26 protein-coding genes are annotated in these 24,664 nt (G+C 37.1%); 11 read left to right on the top strand and 15 right to left on the bottom strand.

The window, feature by feature from the left end; all coding sequences use genetic code 11:
* Positions 1-58: 58 nt before the first annotated feature.
* Positions 59-1,282, bottom strand: coding sequence for an alkane 1-monooxygenase (locus tag ACH8JV_RS08735; RefSeq protein ID WP_396463218.1), 1,224 nt, complete (start codon positions 1,280-1,282; stop codon positions 59-61).
* Between the two features lie 171 nt (positions 1,283-1,453).
* On the opposite strand from ACH8JV_RS08735, the gene ACH8JV_RS08730 reads away from it, so the two are divergent.
* Complete coding sequence (locus ACH8JV_RS08730) at positions 1,454-2,419, top strand: AraC family transcriptional regulator (protein WP_396520708.1); 966 nt, start codon at positions 1,454-1,456, stop codon at positions 2,417-2,419.
* Positions 2,420-2,460: 41 nt separating this feature from the next.
* Here ACH8JV_RS08730 and ACH8JV_RS08725 read toward each other — a convergent pair whose 3' ends face one another.
* From ACH8JV_RS08725 to ACH8JV_RS08715, 3 genes are all read right to left on the bottom strand, one after another.
* Positions 2,461-4,326 carry a SurA N-terminal domain-containing protein gene (locus ACH8JV_RS08725; RefSeq protein ID WP_396520706.1) on the bottom strand — a complete coding sequence of 622 codons (1,866 nt, stop codon included), beginning with the start codon at positions 4,324-4,326 and terminating at the stop codon, positions 2,461-2,463.
* A gap of 131 nt (positions 4,327-4,457) precedes the next feature.
* Positions 4,458-4,730 carry an HU family DNA-binding protein gene (locus ACH8JV_RS08720; RefSeq protein WP_001043034.1) on the bottom strand — a complete coding sequence of 91 codons (273 nt, stop codon included), beginning with the start codon at positions 4,728-4,730 and terminating at the stop codon, positions 4,458-4,460.
* A 169-nt stretch (positions 4,731-4,899) separates the two neighbouring features.
* Positions 4,900-5,355 carry a phasin family protein gene (locus ACH8JV_RS08715; protein ID WP_396520704.1) on the bottom strand — a complete coding sequence of 152 codons (456 nt, stop codon included), beginning with the start codon at positions 5,353-5,355 and terminating at the stop codon, positions 4,900-4,902.
* A 210-nt stretch (positions 5,356-5,565) separates the two neighbouring features.
* Here ACH8JV_RS08715 and ACH8JV_RS08710 point away from each other — a divergent pair, with 210 nt between their 5' ends.
* From ACH8JV_RS08710 to fdx, 8 genes are all read left to right on the top strand, one after another.
* Positions 5,566-6,213: a hypothetical protein gene (locus tag ACH8JV_RS08710; protein ID WP_311087750.1), complete on the top strand. Its 648-nt coding sequence runs from the start codon at positions 5,566-5,568 to the stop codon at positions 6,211-6,213.
* Between the two features lie 110 nt (positions 6,214-6,323).
* Complete coding sequence (locus ACH8JV_RS08705) at positions 6,324-6,797, top strand: Rrf2 family transcriptional regulator (protein WP_004701912.1); 474 nt, start codon at positions 6,324-6,326, stop codon at positions 6,795-6,797.
* Position 6,798: 1 nt separating this feature from the next.
* Positions 6,799-8,016, top strand: a complete 1,218-nt coding sequence (locus ACH8JV_RS08700) for an IscS subfamily cysteine desulfurase (protein WP_002050229.1) — start codon at positions 6,799-6,801, stop codon at positions 8,014-8,016.
* 66 nt (positions 8,017-8,082) lie between these two features.
* The gene (iscU, locus tag ACH8JV_RS08695) at positions 8,083-8,469 is read left to right on the top strand and encodes a Fe-S cluster assembly scaffold IscU (RefSeq protein WP_002049835.1); all 387 of its coding nucleotides are present in this window, start codon (positions 8,083-8,085) and stop codon (positions 8,467-8,469) included.
* A gap of 30 nt (positions 8,470-8,499) precedes the next feature.
* Positions 8,500-8,820 carry an iron-sulfur cluster assembly protein IscA gene (gene iscA, locus ACH8JV_RS08690; RefSeq protein WP_002050042.1) on the top strand — a complete coding sequence of 107 codons (321 nt, stop codon included), beginning with the start codon at positions 8,500-8,502 and terminating at the stop codon, positions 8,818-8,820.
* Between the two features lie 85 nt (positions 8,821-8,905).
* Positions 8,906-9,424, top strand: a complete 519-nt coding sequence (gene hscB / locus ACH8JV_RS08685) for a Fe-S protein assembly co-chaperone HscB (protein WP_151793645.1) — start codon at positions 8,906-8,908, stop codon at positions 9,422-9,424.
* 38 nt (positions 9,425-9,462) lie between these two features.
* Positions 9,463-11,322 (top strand): Fe-S protein assembly chaperone HscA, encoded by a 1,860-nt coding sequence (gene hscA, locus ACH8JV_RS08680; protein ID WP_396520702.1) that lies wholly within the window; start codon positions 9,463-9,465, stop codon positions 11,320-11,322.
* Positions 11,323-11,340: 18 nt separating this feature from the next.
* Positions 11,341-11,679: an ISC system 2Fe-2S type ferredoxin gene (gene fdx / locus ACH8JV_RS08675; protein WP_002049779.1), complete on the top strand. Its 339-nt coding sequence runs from the start codon at positions 11,341-11,343 to the stop codon at positions 11,677-11,679.
* A 50-nt stretch (positions 11,680-11,729) separates the two neighbouring features.
* Here the strand turns inward: fdx and ACH8JV_RS08670 are convergent, their stop codons facing one another.
* The 8 genes from ACH8JV_RS08670 to ACH8JV_RS08635 form a co-directional block, all read right to left on the bottom strand.
* Entirely contained in the window at positions 11,730-13,199 is a 1,470-nt protein-coding gene (locus ACH8JV_RS08670) for an adenylate/guanylate cyclase domain-containing protein (RefSeq protein WP_396463214.1), read from the bottom strand.
* A 52-nt stretch (positions 13,200-13,251) separates the two neighbouring features.
* Positions 13,252-13,686: an HIT domain-containing protein gene (locus tag ACH8JV_RS08665; RefSeq protein ID WP_004701924.1), complete on the bottom strand. Its 435-nt coding sequence runs from the start codon at positions 13,684-13,686 to the stop codon at positions 13,252-13,254.
* Positions 13,687-13,886: 200 nt separating this feature from the next.
* Positions 13,887-17,348 (bottom strand): transcription-repair coupling factor, encoded by a 3,462-nt coding sequence (mfd, locus tag ACH8JV_RS08660; protein ID WP_396520700.1) that lies wholly within the window; start codon positions 17,346-17,348, stop codon positions 13,887-13,889.
* 134 nt (positions 17,349-17,482) lie between these two features.
* On the bottom strand, positions 17,483-17,839 hold the full coding sequence (locus ACH8JV_RS08655; protein ID WP_396520698.1) for a hypothetical protein: 357 nt from the start codon (positions 17,837-17,839) through the stop codon (positions 17,483-17,485).
* Positions 17,840-17,924: 85 nt separating this feature from the next.
* Positions 17,925-18,857: a Dyp-type peroxidase gene (locus ACH8JV_RS08650; RefSeq protein ID WP_396520779.1), complete on the bottom strand. Its 933-nt coding sequence runs from the start codon at positions 18,855-18,857 to the stop codon at positions 17,925-17,927.
* Between the two features lie 143 nt (positions 18,858-19,000).
* Positions 19,001-19,780 (bottom strand): glutathione S-transferase N-terminal domain-containing protein, encoded by a 780-nt coding sequence (locus ACH8JV_RS08645; RefSeq protein ID WP_396520696.1) that lies wholly within the window; start codon positions 19,778-19,780, stop codon positions 19,001-19,003.
* 24 nt (positions 19,781-19,804) lie between these two features.
* Positions 19,805-20,311: a ribonuclease E activity regulator RraA gene (gene rraA / locus ACH8JV_RS08640; protein WP_311071290.1), complete on the bottom strand. Its 507-nt coding sequence runs from the start codon at positions 20,309-20,311 to the stop codon at positions 19,805-19,807.
* Positions 20,312-20,323: 12 nt separating this feature from the next.
* Positions 20,324-20,989 (bottom strand): NAD(P)H-binding protein, encoded by a 666-nt coding sequence (locus ACH8JV_RS08635; RefSeq protein WP_335862167.1) that lies wholly within the window; start codon positions 20,987-20,989, stop codon positions 20,324-20,326.
* 213 nt (positions 20,990-21,202) lie between these two features.
* Between ACH8JV_RS08635 and rpsT the strand changes: the two genes are divergently transcribed.
* Entirely contained in the window at positions 21,203-21,469 is a 267-nt protein-coding gene (rpsT, locus tag ACH8JV_RS08630; protein WP_002117906.1) for a 30S ribosomal protein S20, read from the top strand.
* 57 nt (positions 21,470-21,526) lie between these two features.
* Here rpsT and ACH8JV_RS08625 read toward each other — a convergent pair whose 3' ends face one another.
* Together ACH8JV_RS08625 and ACH8JV_RS08620 are read right to left on the bottom strand one after the other, a co-directional pair.
* On the bottom strand, positions 21,527-22,261 hold the full coding sequence (locus tag ACH8JV_RS08625) for a phosphoglycerate mutase family protein (protein ID WP_311071295.1): 735 nt from the start codon (positions 22,259-22,261) through the stop codon (positions 21,527-21,529).
* 57 nt (positions 22,262-22,318) lie between these two features.
* Complete coding sequence (locus ACH8JV_RS08620; RefSeq protein ID WP_263613611.1) at positions 22,319-23,176, bottom strand: 3'(2'),5'-bisphosphate nucleotidase CysQ; 858 nt, start codon at positions 23,174-23,176, stop codon at positions 22,319-22,321.
* A gap of 310 nt (positions 23,177-23,486) precedes the next feature.
* Between ACH8JV_RS08620 and ACH8JV_RS08615 the strand changes: the two genes are divergently transcribed.
* Positions 23,487-23,855 (top strand): hypothetical protein, encoded by a 369-nt coding sequence (locus ACH8JV_RS08615; protein WP_311087757.1) that lies wholly within the window; start codon positions 23,487-23,489, stop codon positions 23,853-23,855.
* Positions 23,856-23,908: 53 nt separating this feature from the next.
* Here the strand turns inward: ACH8JV_RS08615 and ACH8JV_RS08610 are convergent, their stop codons facing one another.
* The gene (locus ACH8JV_RS08610) at positions 23,909-24,568 is read right to left on the bottom strand and encodes an SOS response-associated peptidase (RefSeq protein ID WP_263614969.1); all 660 of its coding nucleotides are present in this window, start codon (positions 24,566-24,568) and stop codon (positions 23,909-23,911) included.
* Positions 24,569-24,664: the final 96 nt, after the last annotated feature.

The raw sequence follows: 24,664 nt of genomic DNA, 5'->3' as shown, positions 1-24,664 counted from the left end.
TAAAAACCCTCTAGTCACCTGATTAGAGGGTTTGGTATTTCAGGAATATATTTTTTATTTATTTAGCTGGTGTAACTTCTAATGACTTATCAACTACACCGAATTTTTTAAAGATTTTTGCACGACGTTTTGGTGAAATATTTGCCTTATTTAAATCACCTTTGTAGTGATCAAATACACGCTTGTCCATCATTTTAAACCACAGTGAAGGAATTAATGCTGGTAGCAACATACTTGCATAACCACTTGGTAACTCAGGTGCTTCATCAAAATGACGCAGTGCCTGGAATGGACGAGTTGGATAAGCATGATGGTCTGAGTGACGTTGTAACTGATATAAGAACAAGTTTGTCACTACGTTGTTATTATTCCAGCTATGCTCTGGCATTGTACGTTCATATTGACCATTTTCTTTTTTCTGGCGCAATAAACCATAATGCTCAATGTAGTTAATAATTTCGAATAGACTAACACCGTAAAATGCTTGTGTTGCCAAATAAGGAATTGTGCCTTTACCAAAAATGCCGACCATAGAAGCATGGAAAGCAGCACTCATACCCCAGCCTTGCAGCAATTCGTTATCGAGTGACCAGAACTCTTTACCTTTACGTTTTAGACGGTTTTTCTCAATTTCAATTGCTGACTTGAAAGAACCAATCACTGTACGTGGCCAAAATTCATAGAATGTTTCACCCATACGTGAAGATGCTGGATCTTCAGGCGTTGCCGCGCGTTTATGGTGGCCATATGGATGCTCAATACGGAAATGGTTATAACCAGTAGGTACTAAAGCAAGATGAGATAAAATATGGTCGATACGATCATGTTTATGACTTAATTCATGGGCTGTATTAATTGCAATACCATTAATTGCACCCATTGAAATACCAAGCAAAATTTTATCAATAAATGAAGTAGTTTTACGGCTTGTTAAATAACATGCATAAACGTTTGCTGCATATTGTAATGGAATAAAACTCTTCACCAAACGTGAATAATACGGATCTTTTTCTAGAAGTTTAATTTCTTCATCGGTTGGATTACGTGCATCTTTACCAATAATCGTATCAATTGCAGGAATCACAACGTGTAATAAAAGTGGGCCACCTAAAGCAAATACTTTCTTTAATGGGCGTGGACCAAAATGGTAACCAGCTAAAATACCTAAACCAATTACAGGTAGAGCCGGACTAATCATCCATAAATAGCGCTTACGATCTATCTCACGCATAGACGCTGGCACTGGCATAAGTTCTTGCTGAACATTTACTGGTGCATTCATAGTCATATTTCCTTTTTCTATATATCTATATAGTTAAAGAAATACCATTTGCTTAACAGTTGTAACCGTCCAAAAAACCTATTTCAAAGTCTTTGGCATTTTCTTCCACTTTTTTGTCCTAAAAACACATGTTGATCTATTCTTATAGCTCACTATAATTTTATTAAAATAATGATTGATCACGTAAATATGGATGCACTAAGTAAATTTTTTGATGATATCCACTTAAATAAGTCTGAATATATCTATATAAAAGCACAAGGTGAATGGGCCTTTAAAACACAAGATCAATCTGCTTTACTTGCTTATATCGTTTTAACGGGTTCTGTATATATTCACATAAATGCTTCAGAAAAAATAACAGCAAGAGCTGGAGATATTATTTTAATACCCTCTGGAAAAGCTCACCATGCTACAGACTCAAAAGCTACTGCGAGTAAACTTGTAGATCCTGTCGATATTACTCCGTTATTTAATGGACATCGTCATGATCCAATTGAACTAGGTTCATCAGCATCTGAAAATACATTATTGCTCTGCCTACGCTGTCAAGTTGATACGTATATGGCAGGGCCACTTATTAATGCATTACCCTCTATTATGCATATTCAACACGAGAACCAAACGACTCCACCTGAATGGTTGCAAATAGGACTTTATTTTTTAGCGGTCGAAACACAAAAAATCCAACCTGGTCATGACAAAATTATTGATCACTTAGTTAGTATTCTTTTAATTGAATGTATTCGAGATCATATTCAACAAATGTCTGACCAACAAAACTGGTTAGGAGCATTAACTCATCCTGAGTTAAGTAATGCTCTATCTGCAATTCATAGCCAACCTGAAGCAAATTGGACTGTTGAATCATTAGCTGAACAATGCTGCATGTCACGTTCTAAGTTTGCCAATCTTTTTAATAGCATTATTGGTGAACCTCCTCTCACTTATTTACAGCATTATCGCTTTCGTTTAGCGAGCCAATATCTACGTACAAGTAATTTATCAATTCAACAAATTTCAAATAAAGTGGGCTATTCGTCAGAAACAGCATTTAGTCAGGCATTTAAAAGAGTATTTGATTTATCGCCTAAACAATATAGACAAAATTATATTGGCAGTAGTCTTGATCAGTAATAAAAAAAAGCGCCGAAGCGCTTTTTTTTATTACATAAGTTTTATTTGATTTTAGCGTGTGACTTTAAGTATTCACTGTAATCTTCGAGTATTTGCTGACCGCGAGATTGACGATAAAGCTGTTGTAATTGCTTTAACTGGTCGGCTGGCATAGCGTTTACGGCAGCTGAATTTACATTAGAAACTGCAACAACGACTAACTCATTTGGTAAGTTCGCTGTTGTAACAGACCACATACCAGGTTTTGGCGTAGGAACACTAAATGCTGCACGCTCAATCGCACGCTTCAAACCTTGTGAACGAGTAAAGACACCAGCAGATTCAAAAGGTACATTATTTTTCGCAACAACTTGTTCAGCTGGCTGAGTTTTGAATTCAGTCAACATTGTTGCAATTTTAGCTTGAGCTGCTTTACGTGCTTTTTCATCGATCACTTTAGCTTTCGCTTCATTCATCGCTTGAGCAATTGGTTTAACACCAGCAGCATGATAATCACGTACTTTAATCCAAACTGTATCACCATTCGCTAATTGAATATTTGATGAAGCATTACGATCGCCATTTTTCACATCATCATTAAACAATTTAATTTTTACGTTTGGATCACTTAGTTGTGGATTTTGAGTCGCTAAAGTTACACCATTTAATGATTCAATTTTAGTACCTTTAACTTGCTGTACAACTGCATCTAAAGAGTCATTACCAACAATTGTTTCATTCAAACTATTTACAGTATCTGAATAGACAGTAGCAACTTTATTCTTTTCAACTTCAGCAGTTAAACGCACCTTCTCAGCTTCAAATGAAGGAATTTGAGTCGCTGGGGTTTCTGCTTCAATAATATGATAGCCATATTGTGTTTTTACTGGCTGTGAAACTTGACCATTTTTCAAACTTAAAACAGTTTTATCAAATGCATCAGAGAAAACGCCAGGTGCATAAGCCTCAACTAAACCGCCTTTCGCTTTTGAAGTTGGATCTTCTGAGAACTGAGCTGCTGCTTGAGCAAACGAAAGACCGCCTTGAATTTTTGCGTATACATCTTTAGCAAGCTTTTGAGCTGCTGCATCATCACGAGCATCTGTCGTAATAAGAATATGCTTCACTACACGTTTAGCATCTTTTTGCTGAGTTTCTACAAACTTCGCATAAGCTTGTTTAAGCTCAGCATCTGTTGCTGGTGCAGGTTTCGCCATTAAAGACGGAGATAAAACAACATAATCTACATCAACAGAAGCAGGCTGTTTAAACTCATTTTGATGTTTGTTGTAGTAGTCAGTAGCTTCTTGATTAGATGCTGTTAAACCAGTTTTATAAGTGTCTAACTTAATGCTAGCCAAATGTAATGTACGTTGTTCAGTTTGCAAATTCGCAATTTGCATTAAATCAACTTTACTTACTAAAGAATAATCTGAAAAAGTTGAAGTCAACATTTTTAAAGCGTGATCTTGACGCAAGCTCGCAATTAAAGCTTGGCTTGTCATACCAATCGAACGCAAATAATTTTCATATAATTTTTGTGAAAACTGGCCATTTTCTTGCAAACTTGGCTGCTGAGCTAACATTTGCTCGATTTGAGCATCGCTCAAAGAAATGCCCAGTTTTTCAGCTTGCTGAATAAGTAAATTACGAGATACCAATATATCAAGTGCTTTTGCTTGAATTACTGGTAAATTCAATAAACTTTCATCACCCTTTACAGCAGCTAAATATTGTTCTTTATACCTTTGCGTTAAAGTTTCAAGGTCTTTTTTTGATATGTCCTGTCCATTTACAGTTTTTGCGACATCTGCCTTGTTTCCCCTATTAAAATATCCATTAATACCTACAAGCGCTAAAGGGGTCAAAAACAAAATTAAAAGGACTTTGCCGAGCCAACCCTTAATGACTGTACGAAACGATTCCATAAGTATTCCAATATTTTATTTCGAGGAGAATTTTAACTGAAAAACCACAATGAATGAATGAGCAATATTGGTCAATTCAGATATTTAATAAAAAACGCGCCTATATCGGCGCGTTTAATCATCTTAAAAGATTAAGCAACTGAATCTTTAAGACCTTTACCAGCTTTAAAGCTAGGTACTTTTGTTGCTTTAATTTGAAGCTCTTCGCCAGTTTTAGGGTTACGACCAGTACGTGCAGCACGTTCTTTAACACTGAAAGTACCAAAACCAACTAAAGTTACTGTGTCACCTTTTTTAAGTGCTTCAGTAATTGACGCAATTGTCGCATCGAGTGCCTTGCCTGCATCAGTCTTAGATACTCCCCCTTTTTCAGCAATTGCATCGATTAATTCTGATTTATTCATGAATAAAACATCCTCTTAATATCGTTTGTTTAAGGTCCAAGGCTATAGTTTAAAAGGCCATGACGCCTTTATAGCAATGCTTTGGGGGAAAACGCAATACTAGAGCAGAGCTTTTAGCAAAAATAAATGCTAAAAAACTGTTATATATTTGCTAAATCCCTACATTTTTTTACTTTTCATTCAATTTTGCCTTCAATTTCTGATTTTCTTCAATTAAAGCATCTACCTTTATATGCAGTTGAACTAGGAGTTGTTCAATGTGCTGTAAATCCTTCGGAGTAACCAAACCAATTCGATTTAAAGAGTGGTTTACACTCGTATCTAAAATTTTTTCGACCTTGTCTTTTGTATCAGACACTGACTCTTTCGCTTTTTCGGTTACTTTACCAACAGTTGTATCGGCTAAATCACCAGTTTTAGACTCGAGCTCTTCACCTACTTTGACTAGAGAGTCAAATAGTTTATTGCCTTCTTCTTCTGCACGAGAAAAAGCACCTAATCCCGCTAACCAGATTTGCTTGGTATACTTTCTAAAATCTAATGCAGACTTCCTAGAACCTTTTGATTTTAATTTATTTTTTTCTCCTTGATCTTCTGCTTGTGTTTCTATATTTGCATTATCCATTGATCTAAGCTCCTGATCGGATGAGACAGACGAAGTCTTATTTAACCACAAAATATTCTTATAATAACAAAGTCAAGACTTGATACATTTATGAAACTGTTCTACAAAACAATCATGTCATGTAAATATATTTAACAGGACATTGTGTTAAGTTTGAGATAGGATGTCTCATTCTCTCAATTAATCTCTAATATTTAAGGATAAACTTTTATGAGTGAAACGCAACAAAGACAAAAACATCCACGTCTGTTGCTGAATATTGTTCTAATTATTTTAGAAACTTTTTTCTCATTTATTCTCACCCACGATGGTGTTCTTCGCTTGCAAGCGAAAAAGTTTATCGCCAACAAAATAACAATCCGTATTAATAGCTATTTGCCATTTTTTGACTTTTATGTGCAATTTACGGAAAAAGGACTGCTATTTGATATTCATTCATATGACCGTCGTATTGATCTAGAAATCAATAGTACACTCATCGATCTTATCAAAATTTTTGCTTTCTCAAACCAACGCAGTTTAAACAACATGCGAATTGATGGTGATGCAGAAACTAAAAAAGAACTTATCGATTTAATCTCACATCTTACTTTACCTAAGCTTCTTGCAGACTGGAAACAATGGTTCAACACACCAGATGATGAAGCCGAAGCCCTAGCTTCACGCAAAAGAATTGCACCTTTACTTGAAAAAATCGATCAACAACGTTCAGAGATAAATTCGTTGCATGTCGAAATTAAACAATATCAAAATCGAATTGCACGCTTACAACAGCGCCAACGCAATATTAACTTGTGCTTTGGTATAATTAGCCTAATATTTATTGCTTATTTCATATATAATTTGTGGGTGGCCTAACTTATTTTTCCTATCTTGATCCTACACTTGAATTAAAAATAAAAAAACTTGACTATTTTAGTCGGGATTCATAAAATCCCATTATCTAGTCTTAACATGTGTATCGAATCATGCGCCTTACAACTCGCGGTCGCTACGCAGTGACTGCTCTACTTGATTTAGCTTTGCAGCCAACTGAACAAACGATCACGCTCGCCGAAATTGCCGCACGTCAATCTATTTCAGTTGCTTATTTAGAGCAGTTGTTCGCAAAACTTAAGCGTCATGGGTTAGTTTCTAGTGTTCGCGGTGCAAATGGTGGTTACCATTTGGCTCGAAACGCTGATGAAATTACTGTGTTAGAAATCATTGAAGCCGTAAATGAAACTGTTGACGCAACACGTTGTGACCACAAAGGCAACTGCCAAAATGGTGCAATGTGTCTTACTCACGATTTATGGCAAGAACTCTCTCATCATATTGCCGACTATTTAGCCAAAATCACACTTGCCGACCTCATTAGCCGAGACAACGTTCAAACTGTTGCACTACGCCAAAATGTGACTGGCATAGATTCAGCTCTTTTATCGGGTACAGGTATTTGATATGAAACGTCCAATTTATCTTGATTACGCAGCAACCACTCCAGTAGATCCGCAAGTTGCAGAACGTATGATGGAGTGTTTAACTTTCGACGGTACCTTTGGTAATGCTGCATCTCGTTCCCACGCTTACGGCTGGCAGGCAGAAGAAAAAGTTGAATATGCACGTGAGCAAGTCGCAAATTTAATTAAAGCCGATCCACGTGAAATCGTTTGGACTTCTGGTGCAACTGAATCAGACAACCTTGCTCTTAAAGGTGTAGCTCAATTCTATGCATCTAAAGGCAAACACATCATTACAAGTAAAATTGAACATAAAGCTGTTCTAGATCCTTGTCGTGAATTAGAAGAACAAGGTTTTGAAATTACTTACCTAGAGCCAGAGCCACAAACAGGTTTAATTACTCCTGAGATGGTTAAGGCTGCCCTTCGCCCAGATACTATTCTTGTTTCCCTTATGATGGTAAACAATGAAATTGGTACAGTTACAGATGTAGCGGCGATTGGTGAATTAACACGTGCCAACAAAACATTTTTCCATGTAGATGCAGCGCAAGCAGCTGGTAAAGTTGATATCGACTTATCTACTATGAAAATTGATCTTATGAGTTTCTCTGCTCATAAAATTTATGGTCCAAAAGGTATCGGCGCATTATATGTACGTCGTAGTCCACGTGTTCGCTTAAAAGCACAAATTCATGGTGGTGGTCATGAGCGCGGTATGCGTTCTGGTACTTTGGCAACTCACCAAATCGTTGGTATGGGTGAAGCTTTTGAAATTGCAGGCAAAACAATGCATGCAGAACAAGAGCGTATTCGTAAACTTCGTGACAAACTTTGGAACGGTTTACAAGACCTTGAACAAGTGTTCCTAAATGGCCACCCTACTCAAAACGTTGCTAACTATTTAAATGTCAGCTTTAACTTTGTTGAAGGTGAATCTTTAATGATGTCGCTTAAAGATGCTGCTGTATCAAGTGGTTCAGCTTGTACTTCTGCAACTTTAGAGCCTTCATATGTTCTTCGCGCATTAGGTTTATCTGATGAGCTAGCACATAGTTCAATTCGCTTTAGTTTTGGTAAATATACCACTGAAGAAGACATTGACCACGTGCTTACAATTACCAAAGCCGCTGTTGAGAAATTACGTGAACTTTCTCCGCTTTGGGACATGTACAAAGAAGGTATCGATCTTTCTACAGTTGAATGGGCAGAACACTAATTATTGAAATTAGTGTTTTAACCCTCATATTAATATTAGGCTGACCCCGAGGTTTGGAGAAGCGAAATGGCTTATAGCGAAAAGGTAATTGATCATTACGAAAATCCACGTAATGTTGGTGTTTTAGATAAAAACTCTGAAAATGTTGGTACAGGTATGGTGGGTGCACCTGCATGTGGCGACGTGATGCGTTTACAGATTCAAGTAAATGACAGTGGCGTAATCGAAGAAGCACGCTTTAAAACTTACGGTTGTGGTTCTGCAATCGCATCAAGTTCCCTTGTAACTGAATGGTTAAAAGGCAAAACTCTTGATGAAGCTCAAGCAATCAAAAACATTGATATTGCAACTGAGTTAGCTCTTCCACCAGTAAAAGTTCACTGTTCTGTTTTAGCTGAAGATGCAATCAAAGCTGCGATTGAAGATTATCGTAGTAAAAAGTCAAAAGCTTAATTTGTTACCATTATAAACGTTGGAGTTTTCATGATTCATTTAACTGAAAATGCTGCGACTCATATTAGCAATTACCTTAAAAACCGAGGTAAGGGTGAAGGCATTCGCGTTGGTGTGAAAACTTCTGGTTGTTCTGGGTTGGCTTATGTTCTCGAATTTGTAGACGATATCGATGAGCATGATCAAGTTTTCGAACAATTCGGCGTTAAGGTTTTTGTAGATCCTAAAAGCTTAGTTTACTTAGAAGGCTTAGAAATGGACTATGTTAAAAATGGCCTTAATGAAGGGTTCGAATTTAACAATCCTAATAAAAAGGGTGAATGTGGTTGTGGTGAGTCTTTCACTGTTTAATCCTCTCCTTTCCTTTTTCTCATTAAAACAGTGTCTTTCAACAGCACTGTTTTAATGTATTTAATTAACGTGGATCCCATTTCTAATGAATCATTTTGAGTTGTTCAATTTACCTGTGGCACTCGATATCGATTTGGCAAGCTTAAAATCAAATTTCTTGAGTTTGCAACAACAATATCATCCAGATAAAGCCGCAGATAAAGATCAAGCATTGATCAAATCAAGTGAAATCAATCAAGCTTTTAAAACGCTTTCACAAGTTGATAGCCGTGCTGCCTACCTTTTAGCACTTAAAAAGCAAGATCATCATCTTGACCAATCTATTAGTGATTTTGAATTTCTACAATCTGCATTAGAACTTCGTGAACAACTTGATGAAGCCACAACACCTGAACATTTACGTACTTTAAGATTAGAAGTACAACAATGGATTGATGGCTTAGTTCGTGAATTCAAAATTGATTACAGCGAAGAAGATTGGGCTGAAGCACGTGATACCGTACGTAAGTTACGTTTCTTTCAACGTGTTTTAAACGATATTGATAAAGCAGAAGATCAACTGTTAGATGAAGAAGACAGCTTTGATTTAGACGATGATTTTTAATTTTGCTTTCTCTACTTTATTTTCAAGGGATTTAACTCATGGCACTTTTGCAAATTGCTGAACCGGGTCAATCCAGTGCCCCACACCAACATCGCATTGCGATTGGTATTGACCTAGGAACAACACACTCATTAGTTGCGACAGTGTTATCAGGCAAACCTAAAGTACTCAATGATGTCCAAAATAGAAGATTACTTCCTTCTATCGTTCATTATGGGGAAAATAGAACTCATTATGGTGAAGAAGCTAAACCATTTATTATTGCAGATCCCAAAAATACAATTGTATCTGTTAAACGATTTATGGGTCGCTCAAAAGCAGATATTAAGTTTCAGCATCCTTATGAATTAGTAGGCTCAGAAAATGAAATGCCTGCTTTTGAAACACGTGCTGGGCGCAAAACACCAGTAGAAATTTCAGCTGAAATTTTAAAACAATTAAAAGATCGTGCTGAAGACAGCTTACAAAATCCTGTTAATGGTGCTGTAATTACCGTTCCTGCTTATTTTGATGAAGCTCAGCGTCAAGCAACTCGCGATGCAGCTCAACTTGCTGGTTTAAACGTATTACGTTTATTAAATGAGCCTACAGCTGCTGCAGTCGCTTATGGATTAGATCAAGAAAGTAATTTCGAGACCGACCGTAATTATGTAATTTACGATTTGGGCGGTGGTACTTTTGATGTATCAATCCTACGTTTTTCACAAGGCGTATTTGAAGTTTTAGCGACCGGTGGCCATACAGCTTTAGGTGGTGATGACTTAGACCGTCTAATTGTGAAATGGGCAAAAAAACAGCTTAATATTGATGTATTAAGTAATGAAGACTATGCCGTATTTATAGTTGCAGCACGTCAAGCTAAAGAGCAATTATCTACTCAAGATGCTGTTGAATTAAAACTGCTTGATGCAACTCTTACTCTAGACCGACCTACATTTGAAAGTATTATTCAAGTTGCGTTAGATAAAACGATCAGTGTTTGTAAGCGTGTACTGCGTGATGCAAAGCTCGAGTTAAGTGACATTCAAAATGTAGTTCTAGTGGGTGGTTCTACCCGCTCTTATGCAGTTCAAAAAGCTGTACGTGAAGTTTTTGACCAAGAACCTCTCTGCACAATCAACCCAGATGAAGTTGTGGCAATCGGTGCTTCAATTACAGCAAACCAGTTAATTGGTAATAGCCAAGATGGCTCACTTCTTCTAGACGTAACTCCTCTTTCTCTTGGCTTAGAGACAATGGGTGGCCTAGTTGAACGTCTGATCTCTCGTAACACAGCTATTCCTGTTGCACGTCGTCAAGAGTTCACAACTTACCAAGATGGCCAAACTGCCATGTTAATTCATGTAGTTCAAGGTGAACGTGATTTAGTTGAACATTGCCGCTCGTTAGGTAGATTTGTACTCCATGGCATTCCGCCAATGACTGCAGGTCAAGCACGTATTGAAGTCACTTTCCAAGTTGATGCCGATGGCTTACTCACTGTTTCTGCTCGTGAAGCAACCTCTGGTGTACAAGCTCATATCGATATCAAACCATCTTATGGTTTATCTGAAGCAGATACAGAGCGCTTATTAATTGAAGGTTTCCAACATGCCGAAGAAGACAAAAATCTTCGTCATTTAAAGGAAACTAAAGTTGAAGCAGAACGTGAACTTGAAGCTCTTGAGCAAGCATTAAAAGTAGATGCAGATTTACTTGATGAAACGCAGCTCGTAGAACTCAATTCTGCAAAAGAATCATTAAAAGCTCAACTTGAAGGTAGTGATATCCAAGCAATTGAACATGCAGTTCAACAGCTTAAAGTATATAGTGACGCTTTTGCAGCATTACGAATGAACCGACATATTGACCATGCCTTAAAAGGCACGAAGCTCGACGATTGGTCAAAATCAAACTAAAAGGTATAGGTGATCAATATGCCACGTATTAAAGTACTTCCTCATGCTCAGATTTGCCCTGAAGGCGCAGAATTTGAGGTTGAACAAAATGCCAATCTTTGCCAAAGTCTGCTCAATAAAGGTATCAAAATTGAGCACGCGTGTGATATGTCTTGTGCATGTACAACTTGCCACGTGATTGTTCGCAAAGGTTTTGATAGCCTAGAAGAGATGAATGATGTTGAAGCTGATCTTTTAGACCGTGCTTGGGGATTAGAACCTGACTCTCGTCTTTCATGTCAGGTTAAAATTGTAGATGAAGATCTTGAAATCGAGATTCCGAAATATACAATTAACCATGCTTCAGAAAATCATTAAGATTTAATGGTAAAAAAAGCTGCTTAAGCAGCTTTTTTTATTTATATGATTTATACCGAATCTTGCTCTTGATCAATATTTATTGGCTTAACCTCATCTTCGAGTCTAAGCTGAGCAACACCTTGAGTATTAATTAAAGTTTGTTGAACTTTAATGCGTTGAATCATTTTTTCAAGCACTTCAACCAACTCTGGATATTCGTAGTTCTGTACTTCTTCTAAATTCAATACTAAATGGAAACCTTTATATTCATAATCAAACCATTGCTGATGATCTGACTTGTTCCCTGTATATTTTTCCATGACTTGCCATGTTTTTACTGCACCTTGAATACCTTTTAAATAAATTGGTGTTTTAGGCGCACATAGAAAATCACTTTTAATGAGTTGATAAGTATCATCAGAAATAAGTATTTCATCGATTTCAGCAGCATATTGTAAACGTGCTGCCAAATTTACATCACGACCTACAATCGTATAGGCCATACGATGTGTTGCCCCATAGTTCCCAACGTGGCAATAACCTGTACTAATACCCATACGGATATGTAAGGCTGAATATCCCATCTTTTTCCAACGTTCGCGTAGCAGCTTCATTTGCTGACGCATCGCAATTGCCATTTCTACACAAGATTTAGCATCTTGTTCAACACCTTGCGAATTTGGATCTCCAAAAAATATGAGAATGGCATCTCCCATAAATTTATCGACAGTCGCCTCGTATTGCTTCGCAATTTCAGTCATATGACTTAAATAGTCATTAAGCAAGAAAGCTAAGTCATCTGGAATTAAGGTTTCCGACAATTCAGTAAAACCCTGAATATCAGAAAAGAATACGGTCATTTTTTTACGTTTATATTCGATTTTTGCTTCAGCCTCACCACGCATAATTGACTGCCATAGCTGTAATGGTGCATAACGGCTTAACTGATTAGCAAAAGCGATATAACGTGTCATTTGGTCATAATAATGCTGACGTTGCTGACTAATTTTTTTAACCCAGCGATGTTGGTAATAATTTCCAATGGTTATAAACATCACTAAGCCAAGTAAGGTAATTACCGTTAATTCTTGGCTCGTTGCTTCAAAATATGGATGAAAACCAAATAGGAAAAAAGTACTTAAATAAAAAATAATCGCACCAAGTAGACTCGTTAAACAAATTACTGCAAACGAAATACGACTATTAATTGCTGAGTAAAATAATGCAAAAAGCGCAATAAATGTAGGAACAAGATTGAGATGTACGCCCGCTAGAGTAACCGCCACCACAATTGCATCTATCGCAAAGAAAACACTTTTTTGGGTTTTCTTATCAAACTGGTACTGTAACCAGTGCTCTAATTTAGAACTAACAAAAAGTAAAAAGAGAAAGAAAGGAGGAATATAGATTTGATAATTAGTATCTGGTGAGGTAAAGGCATAGATCACTAAAATCAATGACAGAATTGAATACCCCATCAAACGATGAAAATATGCAAACTGCTTAGGTTCCCGATCTATAAACCTCTCTAATTGCACCCTATCCTCCACATTTCAATGTTGCCACACTCACATGTGGCATGACATTGATTTAATCCATACGCCAATCAAAAGGCATATCACCTTGACCACGTAAAGCAAGCATAAGGGTCTGACGCATGTGAGCCAAAACATCACTTGTGTATGGCACGGCTGGTGTACCCCACACTGGTTTAGGCCAAGCTACGTCATTTTGATAACGGACTACATGGTGAAAATGTAATTGAGGAACCATATTACCTAAAGCTGCGACATTCATTTTGTCAGCACGAAAAACGCGAGCTAACTGGCTAGATAACCAACTTGATTCACGTAAAAACTGTTCTTGGTCAGCTTGACTTAATTCGTATAATTCCGTAATCCCTGGTACGCGTGGTACTAAAATCAACCAAGGAAATTGCATATCATTCATTAAACGACATGTTGAAAGCGGAAAATCGCCTACAAAAAAAGTATCTTGAGCAAGTTGTGGATGCAAACTAAACATATCTTTTATAAATGACAATAAACAATAATGGCTAATACTATCACATCAGTTTTGATGTGAATATTATTAGTAGCCCGTTTGCTTACAAATAACAATGATTTTATGCACTTATTCATATCTCAAGGTATAAAAAATGCATAAAATCCAATCACAACAAAACAAATATTCCGATCAGCTATCGATTATTAAAAAAACAGAACTCAGGCATGTAATTCACTCATCAATTTTTCTAGTAAATCATTGATAAATTGAATTCGTTTTTCATAATCTTCAAGCTGCACCATCACTTTCAAGCGCTGTCCACCTTCCATACGATAATAGGTCGGATTCTTTTGCATGAGTTGAATAATACTAATAGCCTGAACAGGAGTATCTGGTGAAAATTCAATATTGCCGCCTTGAGTATTAATATCAATTTTTGTAATACCCAATTGCTCCGCTTTTAAGCGGATCTGATGCACACTAAACAAGTGCTTAACTGATTGCGGTGGAACACCAAAACGGTCAATAAGCTCCATGCGGATATTATCTAGTTTTTCTTGAGTATCTGTATTACTAATGCGTTTATAGAATAATAAACGTTGATGAACATCACCTAAGTAATCATCAGGAATAAGTGCAGGAATATGTAAATTAATTTCGGCAGTTAACGACAATGGTGCATCGAAATTCGGTGTTTTACCCTGTTGAATTGCTTTGGTTGCTTTCTCAAGCATTTCCATATACAAGCTATATCCGATCGCCTGCATTGAACCGCTTTGTTGCTCACCCAATAATTCACCAGCACCACGAATTTCTAAATCTTCCGTAGCGAGCATAAAGCCTGCGCCTAATGTAGAAGCTCGTTGAATTGCATCGAGGCGTTTTTCAGCATCACCTTTCAAGTGTTTGATTGAAGGCACTAATAAGTAAGCATAAGCTTGGTGATGTGAACGACCTACACGTCCACGCAACTGGTGCAATTGCGCTAAGCCAAGCTTATCTGCACGCTCAATTAAAATTGTATTGGCATTTGGAACATCAATACCCGTTTCAATAATGGTTGAACACACCAGCACATTATATTCTTTGTGGTAGAACTGCTGCATAACTTGCTCAAGTTCACGTTCGCGCATTTGTCCATGTGCTACTGCCACGCGTGCTTCAGGAACAAGCATGCGAATATTTTCAGCCGCTCGCTCAATGGTATCTACTTCATTATGTAAGAAGTAAACTTGTCCACCACGTAATAACTCACGCAAAATCGCCTCTTTAATTGAAGCGTCTGTATGTTCTTGTACAAAGGTTTTTACTGCTAAACGACGTGCTGGCGGAGTGGCAATAATCGACAAATCACGCATTCCCGAAAAAGCCATATTAAGCGTACGAGGAATTGGGGTTGCGGTAAGAGTCAACATATCGACATCGGCACGCAAAGCTTTAATTCGCTCTTTGTCACGCACGCCAAAGCGATGTTCTTCGTCTACAACCATTAAGCCTAAATCTTTAAACTGAACATTTTCTTGTAATAGTTTATGTGTACCTACCACAATATCGACTTTACCATCTGCCAAGTCTTCAATATTTTTTACATGAGTTTTGTTTGAACCGAAACGTGATAACACTTCAATACGTACTGGCCAATCAGCAAAACGGTCTTTAAAAGACTCATAATGCTGTTGAGCAAGTAATGTGGTAGGAACTAAAACTGCAACTTGTTTACCATTTTGCACTGCAACAAACGCTGCACGCATGGCCACTTCGGTTTTACCAAAACCTACATCACCACACACCAATCTATCCATTGGTTTTGCTTGCTGCATATCATACAGTGTGGCTTCAATTGCATTGGCCTGATCAAGTGTCTCTTCATAGGCAAAGCCGCTCGCAAATTGCATATAAAGCGACTGATCCAATTCAAAAGCAAAGCCGGGTTTTGACTGACGACGTGCCTGAATATGTAAAAGCTCGGCTGCAACATCATGAATTTGCTCCAATGCCTTACGCTTTGCTTTACTCCAAGCATCTGTACCAATTTTATGTAACGGTGCTAAATCTGGGTCGCCGCCACTATAACGGCTAATCAGATGCAAGTTGGTTACTGGGACATACACTTTTGCATCTTCAGCATAATCCAGTTGCAAGAACTCATAGTCTTGCCCTTCGATAGCCAGTGTAATTAAGCCAGCATAACGCCCCACACCATGATCAATATGTACAACAGGAGCACCAATACTTAGTTCAGTTAAGCTTCGAATTAGAAACTCTTCCGAAACTTCTTGTTGACGCTTACGACGACGCTGTACAACTCGGTGTTCGTAAAGCTGATTTTCTGAAATAACTGTTAATTGATCAGTTATAAGTAAACCACGGTCTAAAGGTGCATTGGTAATCGCAATTGCAAATTGACTGGTTTTGAATTGCTCAAAATTCTCTACATTCGGAATTTCACCCAAACTTGAACGCAATGCATCTTTTAAACTTTCTCGGCGTCCTGCACTTTCCGCAACTAGTAGAACAGGATGGTTTGCTTCATCAATATATTTTTTTACAGCTGCAAATGGTTTTTCTTTTTTTGGATCGACCGGTAATTTAGGTGGTTGCTCAGTTTTAAGATTAAGTGCACCAGCTTTTTCTTCAATCGTTTCTGCACTCACAAGCATTCGTGGAAACTGATTTAAAGCACTCAGCAAATTATTTGGAGAAATAAATAGCTCTTCAGGTGCAAGAAGAGGTTGATCAATATTATGACGTCGATCTTCATAACGACGCATAACTTCTTTCCAGAAGTTAGTTAAATCGGTATCAACATCATTAGTTGTAATTACAATGCAATTCTTTGGTAAGTACGTTGTAAACATACTTTGCGATTGCATTTGTTCTTTATCAAAAAATAACGGTAAATAAAACTCAATCCCTGGAGATGCTATGCCATCTAAGACATCTTGATAAATTGGATTTTTCTTAGGATTTGCTGTCGGGAAAAACTCAGAATAACGATCTCTAAAAACTGACCGTGCTTCTTTTAATGGAAACTCTTTAGCTGGTAGAACAGTAAAACTTTTTAGCGTTGTGGTTGTTCTTTGGGTTTCAGGGTCAAAGAATTTTAAAGAATCAATTTCGTCATCAAATAGGTCTATGCGGATAGGAGCTTCTTGCCCAGATGCAAAAATATCCATAATACTACCGCGTACCGCAAATTCTCCATGATCATACACTGTGTCTACTAAGTGGTAGCCAGCCTGAACCAATCTTAATTTTTGCTGTTCTAAATCAAATTTTTGCCCCACTCTTATGTCAAAGTGCTTACCTAAAACCCATGAATAAGGTGCAACGCGTTGAGCCAAAGTACTTGCTGAAATGAGTAATACGCCTTGTTGCGGCATATTCGATAAAATAGCGAGACGCTCCGAGACAATATCCTGATGCGGAGATAACCGATCATAAGGCAAGATTTCCCAATCGGGGAAAATTGTCGGTTTTATTCCATAAAACTCAAGTTCACTTTCTAATTGTGCAACATGTTGGTTATTTCGAGCGACTAAAACTAATAAAGAAGAATGCTGAGTCGCAATTTCTTTAAGCAATAAAGCGGCTGATGAACCTAATAATGACCCCACCCAACGCTTTTCACCGGCCTTGAGCTGTTGCAAATTCAATTGAGAGATTTCTTGTTGAAACATGTATATGGCTTTTATGAGCTAAAAAGATATGAGGTTAATAGTAGCATGATGTTTTTATTGAATTGAGTTATTTTTCTGAAATCAAGCTACTACTTTACAATACTTTTTTATAGTTCTTAAACAAATGTTTGAACTTATTTATCACGTAGAAACATCACATAATATTGGTTCAATATTTGTATGATCGCTTTAAGTTCAAGTAACTTTTCTTGAGTATTACCCAACCTTTCGACATAGCGTTGGTTTGCAATCTCTAAGTCAATTTTTTCATTAATTTGTGGCGTAATTTGAAATAACTTACGTAAATCATCAAAGTTCTGTAATTTACGATTTGAAAAATATTCAAGGTGCTCTGACCATTTTTCATTAATCACCACATTTTTAATTACTGGACCACGCTCAGAATCAAAACTAAGTTGATTCTCTTGTAAATATAGCTGCTCTGGTGACTCTTTCGAGCCTTGAAAAAGCTGGCTTAACTTTTTAAACATTTCATCACATCATATTAGTTTCAATATAAATAATGGAGGCAACCTACTCGCCTCCACCACTTATATCTAATTATTTTTTTCTCGACTATTCGTCACCCAAATCATCTAGAAAATCTACTGTCGGTACGAAAAATAGAGTTCCTGTTTGGGCAGTACTAAAGTCAAGTAATCGGTCAAGATTACCTTGCTCATTTCCTAAGAACATATTTTCAAGCATTTGACGTGTTGTACTAAATTTACGGGAATAACCAATAAAAAAAGTACCATATTCATTTTTTGAAGGGTTCGAGAAAGGCATATTGGCACGCATAATTTTTAGCTCATTGCCTTCAGCATCATGCGCTTTACTTACCACATTATGGGCCGTTAAAGGCTTTTCATCATCACCAAGTTCAATATCATTAAACTTTTTGCGACCTATCACTTTTTCTTGTTCTTCATCGCTTAAAGCACGCCATTTTTCCATATCATGGGTATATTTTTGAATAAATGCATAACTTCCCCCAATGAATTCGGGATCTTCACTACCCACTAGCGCCCATTGTGCAGCAATTACAGGTTCAGGGTTTTCTGTTCCATCCACAAAGCCAATAATCGCTCGACCATCGAAATAACGAAAACCGTGTACTTCATCAATTGGGTAAGTCACTTTACCCAACTGTTCATTGATTATACTTCCCAATTCATAGCAGAGAGCTTGTCGATCAGCACGAATATGAAAGAATAAATCACCAGGTGTTGAAACAGCTGTGTACTTTGGACCTTTTATTTCTTGAAATGTTTCTAATTCTTGAGGCTTTGCTTGCTCTGGAAATAAAACATCCCATGCATTTGAGCTAAAACCGAATGTGGCATTAAATTTACTTTCTGGATAACGATTAGACAAACTTCGTGTTAACGCTGAAAAATTAGCAGCAAAATCTTTTACTTTTTCTACAACAGAATCACCTTGAGCTAACCCCAATACAATAAATAATGCATTTTCTCCAGAATGACTCGTTACAGGCTGAATTCTCATACATTCCATAAAACAGGCCTTATTTTGGTAATTTACGGTAGTAATTTAGCATATTCATGTTTTTATCGTACGATTTCTTATTGTTCTCATAACTTAAAAAGAGACTGAATTTACTCAATCTCTTTTAACTTTTCTAACTTATCTTAGCTACCATACTGCTTTTTTAAATATTTTACAATTTGAGCAGATTCAAACATCTTCACTCCCGTATTTGGGTCAACTAGATAAGGTACTTGCATTTTACCTTGCATAATCGGCAACAACTTTTCTCTTTTTCCATCTTTTAAGGGTATATATTTACCCGGTTTTAAGCGAAGAATAGCAGGTCCCATATCTTGCCATCGTTCTTTTGCCACATTGTGCAAAATATAAGGAATTTCAAGCTCACATAGTAGACTTCTTACTACTCTCGAATATGGGCTTGCTTCAAAGCTCCATAGTTCAAGTTTTTGCTCAGGCGCAGCTCTATTTACTATTTTTTTATTAATCCAGACTCCACGAGCACCATTCAACAATGTTCCAGCAAATGCCAGATATGGCATTTTTGGATAATTTGAAAATTTCTGAGGCGTTTGTCCTGTCTTACCATAATGTTTAAATAAGTGATGAATAATATCTTGTGATTCGTATAATTTATCGCCTGTATTTTCATCAATTAAAAAAGGAAACTGTAACTTGCCACCCGTTTCTTTGACAATAGAACGGTATTTCGATCCACCTTTGGGACATGGATAAATTTCAACATCCAAATTTAATAGTGTAATCACTTCACGAACACGTCGACAAAATGGCGAACCTTCAAATTCATAAAGTTTTAGAGCTTTAACAGGCTGATTAGGAAATGCTGTACCTGTAACCCCTCTACCACCTTGAGCAATTGCGGATGCTACTGCTTGCAGCACCTTAATTTGATGATTCACCATTACACGTTCCTTTATATTGTGGAGCTAAACTAATTTTTCCTTAGCAATCACAATTCCATTGTTATCTGCATAAATAAAATCACCAGATTGAATTGTGACTCCACCAAAATACAAAGGAATATCAACTTCACCAATGCCCTTACGATTACTTTTTTGTGGAATTGCAGCCAATGCATGTACACCTAAATCTAGGGTTGCAAGTGCATCAACATCACGTACACAGCCATAAATAACCACACCATTCCAGTTATTTTTAACAGCTGATTCAGCAATCATATCTCCCATCAGTGCGCAGCGCATTGAAGCACCACCATCCACAACTAACACCTTCCCTGTACCATCTGTTGCTAATAACTCTTTTACACGTGAGTTATCTTCAAAGCACTTTACAGTTACAACCTGTCCGCCAAAGGTTTGACGCGCACCATAACTTTTAAAGAACTTACCATCCATTGAGGGTATGACCACTTGTAAATCTTTTTCTGGGTTATCATCCAATAAATCACATGTCACAAATGGTACTGTCGACACTTTTATTCTCCCTTATCGAGTTTGTTGTATGCTGAGATTATCATATCGTTTAAATGCTTCAATTTGCGTTAGCGCCGCTACGACCATCGTATGAGCCAATTGCTCAGCTGTAACGGGTTTATATTTGAATGGTTTATTCCATTTATTTTCAATGAATTTAAAAAGACTTTGCCCCAAATCTTCCATAAAACGCACATCGCTACGCTTACCAATCAATAGAGATGGTCTGAAAATAGATAGTTTTTCGATACCTAAACTCTCAATATAGTCTTCTAACTGCCCTTTGACCTTATTGTAGAAAATTGGTGAATTTGCATTTGCTCCAAGTGCACTCACAATTAAAAAATGAATATGTTTATCTTGAACTAAGTCTGCAAAGTGGGCATTTATTTCGTAGTCCACTGCATAGAAACCTTGTTTTGAACCTGCTATTTTTAAAGTTGTACCTAAGCAGCTAAATGCGTGAGTATGATCATTTACGTCTTCATCATTGAGCAATAAAAAATCCTCAATCACCAACTGAGTAACTTTTTTATATGTATTAAGTAGTTGTGATTCTTTTCTAACAACAACCGTAATTGCTTCAAATTCTGGTGTTTGTTCAAGCTCTTCAACTAGAGCTAATCCAACGAGTCCTGTAGCACCTACTACAATTGCTTTTTTCGTGCTTATAGTCATTTTTTTATTCAACCCTCTTTAAGTTTGTATCAAATTTAACCTTTTCTTACGGTTTTAGCAGCCCCTAAAACAGCTTAAAATGCTCGCAAGGCTTGACTTCACGGTATTGATTCATCACAATATGGCACTTGTTTACGGGCTGGTGATGGTTACACCAGTTTACTGGATTGACCACAGCCCGCCCAGACCAACTTATTTTCAAGGAGTGCAAGAGTGGCAAACTCTGCTCAAGCTAAAAAACGTGCGCGCCAAAACGTAACAGCGCGTAAACACAACGCAAGCTTGCGTTCTATGGTTCGTACTTACATCAAGCGTACTTTAAGTGCAATCGCTGGTGGTGATTATGCAGTTGCTACAGAAGCTTATAAAAAAGCTGTTCCTGTAATCGACCGCATGGCTGATAAAGGCATCATCCACAAAAATAAAGCTGCTCGTCATAAGAGCCGTTTAAATGCTCAAGTTAAAGCGTTAGCTAACTAATTTGAAGTATGTAAAAAAAGCCCAACAGGGCTTTTTTTATTACCTATAATTTTATAATTACTCTACTTTATGAAATTTAGATACATCTAACTCGTAAGCTTCGCCTCTCCAAATCCATTTCAATTTACAATTTGGAAATTCATCCCCTTCAAACCATACAAATAGACCTTCCATCATTTCTGGCCAATCTGCCTTTTGTATTTGATTATTACCTGAAATTACGGCAACTATGGCTGCAATAATCGTGTCGTGACTTACAGCTAAACTTAGCCCACTTTTTGTTTTAGGATGAGTTCGATAAATCAGTTCTAATACATCTAAAACACCAGTAATTGGATGTTTCATGCCTGGCAAAGCATTATTCACAAAACTATTAATAAACCCGAGTGCCCCTTGTTTACGAAAATAAGGAGCAGCCTGCTGAATATCGAGTACAAAACTTCCCGGCTCTACCAATAAGCCTTGCTCAACAATTTCAATCGTATGCGTATTAGGTTCAGGACTTACACCGTCTGCACCCTCAATCATAAGTGCAGCCGTATCGACACAACGTTGAATTGGACTAGAAATACAGTGTTGAATCACACGATCCGTATTTTTAATTAAGTAGCTACCCCATGCTTGTGCAAGCTCACGGCCTTGAGGAGTAAGTTGAAGGTCGTATCCCGCCAAGCCTTGCCCATCTACCAGCTCTCTTAAAGAGTGACGTGTAAAAAGGGTTACAGGGGTTGAAGCATCAGGCAATAAATCAATTGCTTCAAACATGCTTTTAGGCAATAAATCGAGTGCCATTTTGATCGTGTCATCTTTTCTCAATATTTTGCCACTATAGCATGTCTACAATAACTCTCAATCCAAAACACCCGATTGAGCTAAAGCTTCAAATGCTATTTTTTTGCTTTCCTGATCACGAAATGCGATAAAGCCCCCGTTTAATACAGTATCACGCTGATTATATTCAAAGGGTTTACCTTTTAGAGTGAGTAAACCTCCACCAATACTTTCTAATAACCCCTGACCTGAACTGGTATCCCATTCAGATGTAGGATGAAATCTAGGGTAAATATCAATCTCACCCTCTAACATCATACAAAACTTATAAGCGCTGCCCGCTTCACGTCGAATTACGGTACGGTTTTTTTCAATCGGTTCAATAAATTTATGATATTTCGGATTTTTACTACTATGACTTAAACCAATTTGTACAGGTGCTTGTGTTGAATAAGACTCTTTTTGGTATTGGTACCATTGTTTTTGGCTAAAGCTATATTTAAAAGGCAAATCTTTTAAATAACCTAAATAAACAACCTGTTCACAAGGCACAACGATCACAGAAAATACTGTTTCGCGTCCCTCAATCAAGCTCAAGTTTATCGTGAACTCATCCCGTTCATGTATAAACTCTTTGGTACCATCAAGCGGATCAAGCATCCAGCAAGAAGACCAGTCATGGCGAGCGCTATAGTCACTTTCTTCCGATAAAACCGGTAAATCCGGTGTGATTTCTGCAAGATGCTTTAATAAAAATTGATTTACCTTTAAATCTGCTTGAGTTACAGGTGAATCATCATGTTTTTCTTGAATATTAAACTCATATCCTGCTGAATAGTTTTGATATTCTTGTAATAAGATCTGACTAGCCTCTTCCAAAATTGGTAGCAGCTGTTCAATTAAGGCATCGTTGGGACGAGTTGTTGTTATAAACATAAATAAGCTCTATTTACTTTCCTTTTCATTATAAGTGAATTATGACAAATTCAGTATTCACCAACAGTCTAGTATCCTTATAAAAATGCTTTATCTTTAATTAAGAACACGGTTATTTCTTCAAAAGCTCAGTCTTTATATTTTAACTGGGCAAGATGCTTATAATTCAAGAGAAACTAACGTTAAATTTTGTATAAAAAACATGCTATAACTTATGAAAAATAAACAACTTAATGTGAAACCAACCATTTTCTTTTCACACTTTTCTTGCTATGTTCATTAACACAATAACAAAATGGAAGACTAAATAATGATGCTATATGGATATCACTTCTCAACAATTGAAAATAACTGGGAAGACTTAACCCCATTAAATGAGTTTTTACAAACATTTGCAGATGATGACGGCGATGTTTCCCAAAGAGACAAAGAATCGCTTAAAGAAATTATTGCTAAATCAGATACGGCTTTGGCTTTGGCTAAAGAAATGGGTTGGGACGGTAGCTATACGGGTTGCCCTTACTTATTTTGGTTACCGAGTAAAAATACGCAATCATTTGAATATGGGTTTGTTTTTAAACAAACTTCAGATAACTCAACTTTTGTAATTTCACCCATTGAATTGGCTTATCTAGCACAAGATAATCAGGTACAAACTTTAAGTAAAAATATTGATTAAATATAAAGGGTTATTGACTTAACAATTAAGCCAATAACCTTGCTCTACTATTGCTATTCAAACATACTTAATTGAGGCGTAGGTTTTATAATTTTCTCTTTGGGAACATGTAAACATTCAAACTCCTCAACAGGGAAACCCTCAATAAAGCTTGAAATATCTGGTTTTTCTAAACTTAACCATTCATCTAAACGGTCATGCGGAATCACAATGACTGATCTTTTGACATCGCCCGGTTCGTGGAAGTCTTTCATCATCGGATGATCAATCGCGTCCATGGTTAACATACTTGCAGAACGGACAATCGTTTCATTCATTTTGCAAATTTCATAAATTGCTGCAATGAAAAAAGCCTGTCCATCTTTACGGCGTACAGCCCATCGCTCAGGTTTATCATTTATATATTTACTTTCATAAAACTCAGTCACGGGGATTACACCGAACTTACATTTAAGAGCAGCTTCTTGAAAACTCGGTTTTTGGAAAATTGTTTCGTGACGAGCATTATAAGTATGTTTTGCTATGTTTGTATCTTCCGCCCATTTGGGAACTAATCCAAACATGACTTCACGCCATTCAAGACCTTGCGGTGATTTAAATAATAACGGCATTGTTCCAGCAGGATAAACCTCATCGGCATAGCTAAAGCCGACCACAGGCAACTGAAGTTGCTGTAATTGGGCAAGAGTTAAAGGTTTAAAGTTGGCACACATAGCAAGAATAAAATACTGTAATTTTACTTCTCTTATTTTATAAGTATTTATTCTATAAACCAAATAAAAAGGCACTCGAAAGTGCCTTGAACGACG

Origin of the sequence: Acinetobacter sp. ABJ_C5_2 (genome assembly GCF_044538485.1) — a bacterium.
GTDB lineage: Bacteria > Pseudomonadota > Gammaproteobacteria > Pseudomonadales > Moraxellaceae > Acinetobacter > Acinetobacter nosocomialis_A.
This window is presented reverse-complemented; position numbering and strand designations above follow the sequence as displayed.

Coding starts and splice junctions, on each gene's coding strand:
- ACH8JV_RS08645 (WP_396520696.1), bottom strand. CDS start 19,780: ATGGTGAATCATCAAATTAAGGTGCTGCAAGCAGTAGCATCCGCAATT.
- ACH8JV_RS08725 (WP_396520706.1), bottom strand. CDS start 4,326: ATGGAATCGTTTCGTACAGTCATTAAGGGTTGGCTCGGCAAAGTCCTT.
- hscA (WP_396520702.1), top strand. CDS start 9,463: ATGGCACTTTTGCAAATTGCTGAACCGGGTCAATCCAGTGCCCCACAC.
- ACH8JV_RS08635 (WP_335862167.1), bottom strand. CDS start 20,989: ATGACTATAAGCACGAAAAAAGCAATTGTAGTAGGTGCTACAGGACTC.
- ACH8JV_RS08655 (WP_396520698.1), bottom strand. CDS start 17,839: ATGTTTAAAAAGTTAAGCCAGCTTTTTCAAGGCTCGAAAGAGTCACCA.
- ACH8JV_RS08610 (WP_263614969.1), bottom strand. CDS start 24,568: ATGTGTGCCAACTTTAAACCTTTAACTCTTGCCCAATTACAGCAACTT.
- hscB (WP_151793645.1), top strand. CDS start 8,906: ATGAATCATTTTGAGTTGTTCAATTTACCTGTGGCACTCGATATCGAT.
- iscA (WP_002050042.1), top strand. CDS start 8,500: ATGATTCATTTAACTGAAAATGCTGCGACTCATATTAGCAATTACCTT.
- ACH8JV_RS08705 (WP_004701912.1), top strand. CDS start 6,324: ATGCGCCTTACAACTCGCGGTCGCTACGCAGTGACTGCTCTACTTGAT.
- ACH8JV_RS08730 (WP_396520708.1), top strand. CDS start 1,454: ATGATTGATCACGTAAATATGGATGCACTAAGTAAATTTTTTGATGAT.
- ACH8JV_RS08710 (WP_311087750.1), top strand. CDS start 5,566: ATGAGTGAAACGCAACAAAGACAAAAACATCCACGTCTGTTGCTGAAT.
- ACH8JV_RS08715 (WP_396520704.1), bottom strand. CDS start 5,355: ATGGATAATGCAAATATAGAAACACAAGCAGAAGATCAAGGAGAAAAA.
- ACH8JV_RS08735 (WP_396463218.1), bottom strand. CDS start 1,282: ATGAATGCACCAGTAAATGTTCAGCAAGAACTTATGCCAGTGCCAGCG.
- ACH8JV_RS08700 (WP_002050229.1), top strand. CDS start 6,799: ATGAAACGTCCAATTTATCTTGATTACGCAGCAACCACTCCAGTAGAT.
- ACH8JV_RS08620 (WP_263613611.1), bottom strand. CDS start 23,176: ATGTTTATAACAACAACTCGTCCCAACGATGCCTTAATTGAACAGCTG.
- ACH8JV_RS08625 (WP_311071295.1), bottom strand. CDS start 22,261: ATGGCACTCGATTTATTGCCTAAAAGCATGTTTGAAGCAATTGATTTA.
- ACH8JV_RS08665 (WP_004701924.1), bottom strand. CDS start 13,686: ATGTTTAGTTTGCATCCACAACTTGCTCAAGATACTTTTTTTGTAGGC.
- mfd (WP_396520700.1), bottom strand. CDS start 17,348: ATGTTTCAACAAGAAATCTCTCAATTGAATTTGCAACAGCTCAAGGCC.
- fdx (WP_002049779.1), top strand. CDS start 11,341: ATGCCACGTATTAAAGTACTTCCTCATGCTCAGATTTGCCCTGAAGGC.
- ACH8JV_RS08650 (WP_396520779.1), bottom strand. CDS start 18,857: ATGAGAATTCAGCCTGTAACGAGTCATTCTGGAGAAAATGCATTATTT.
- ACH8JV_RS08720 (WP_001043034.1), bottom strand. CDS start 4,730: ATGAATAAATCAGAATTAATCGATGCAATTGCTGAAAAAGGGGGAGTA.
- iscU (WP_002049835.1), top strand. CDS start 8,083: ATGGCTTATAGCGAAAAGGTAATTGATCATTACGAAAATCCACGTAAT.
- ACH8JV_RS08615 (WP_311087757.1), top strand. CDS start 23,487: ATGATGCTATATGGATATCACTTCTCAACAATTGAAAATAACTGGGAA.